This is a genomic window from Paenibacillus sp. EPM92, assembly GCF_016586185.1.
GTDB classification, from domain to species: Bacteria; Bacillota; Bacilli; order Paenibacillales; family NBRC-103111; genus Paenibacillus_G; species Paenibacillus_G validus.
Genome location: NZ_BCPS01000126.1, coordinates 1 through 1226, shown reverse-complemented (window position 1 = coordinate 1226; position 1226 = coordinate 1). Strand labels below are relative to the sequence as shown.

At 51.4% G+C, this 1226-nt stretch carries 1 protein-coding gene; it reads left to right on the top strand.

Annotation, left to right across the window (positions count from 1 at the left end; translation table 11 throughout):
- Positions 1-74 precede the first annotated feature (74 nt).
- Positions 75-1215 (top strand): IS630 family transposase gene (locus JMF85_RS27775; protein WP_201319395.1). Its coding sequence is split into 2 segments (ribosomal slippage): positions 75-514 and positions 513-1215, totalling 1143 coding nucleotides; the frame shifts between segments, so codons are not numbered across the junction.
- Positions 1216-1226: the final 11 nt, after the last annotated feature.

Here is a 1226-nt window from a genome sequence, read left to right as displayed (position 1 = left end):
CTAGTACTCTCTCAACTCTAATAGTATAGATTGGATGGATATGGTATAGTTATGCCAAAAAGAGGTATCCATAGATGCGTCCGATCCAATACCCTGTACGCCTAACGTTAGAAGAGCAAGAAAAATTACGGTCCTTCATCTCCAAAGGCAAATCGTCCGCCCGGTCCATTCGGCGAGCTCAGATCCTGCTTGCTGCTGATGAAAACAGGCCAGGCGGTTGCTTAAAAGAATTGGAGATCGCCGAGCGCATGCAAGTCCACGTCAATACCGTGTATAACGTTCGCAAAGCGTATGGCGAGCAAGGCTGGGAAGGGGCGATCGGAAGAAAAAAGCGAGTCACACCGCCCGTTGCGCCCAAAGTAACGGGTGAAGTCGAAGCCAAAATCATCGCGCTGAGTTGCAGCGCACCGCCGGACGGAAGAAGCCGCTGGACCCTGGAGCTGTTGGCGGATCGGGCAGTCGAACTAAAATACATCGACAGCCTCTCTCACGAGACCGTCCGGAAGGTTTTAAAAAAACGAACTCAAGCCTCACCTTCGTAAATGCTGGTGTATTCCGCCTGAGCAAAATGCGGCGTTTGTCGCGGCAATGGAGGATGTGCTGGACGTCTATCAATTGCCTTACGATGCCGACTGTCCGGTCATTTGCATGGACGAAAAACCGTATCAATTGCTGGACGAAGCCCGAAAGCCGATTCCCATGAAATCCGCCAAACCCCGTCGGGAAGATAGCGAGTACGTCCGGCATGGAACGTGTAGCATCTTCATCTTCACAGAGCCTTTGGCTGGCTGGCGTCATGTCACAGTACGGCAGCAGCGAACCCGTATCGACTGGGCGGAGCAAGTCCGCGAATTGCTGGATGTTCATTATCCGAATGCGCCAAAGATCAAACTGGTGATGGACAATTTGAACACTCATTCCATCGCTTCGCTTTATCAGGCATTCGAGCCTGAAACCGCCCGGCGTCTGGCTAAGCGGCTGGAAATCCACTACACGCCTAAGCATGGCAGTTGGCTCAATATTGCGGAGATTGAACTTAGCGTGATGACCAGTCAATGTCTGGGACGTCGTATCCCTTCCATCGCCGAATTAGCTCATGAACTGTCGGGATGGGAGTGCTCCCGAAACCAGGGGCAAAAGGGCGTGGACTGGCAATTTACAACCGCTGATGCAAGAATCAAACTCAAACGCCTTTATCCACAATTTAAAGATTGATGATATACTAG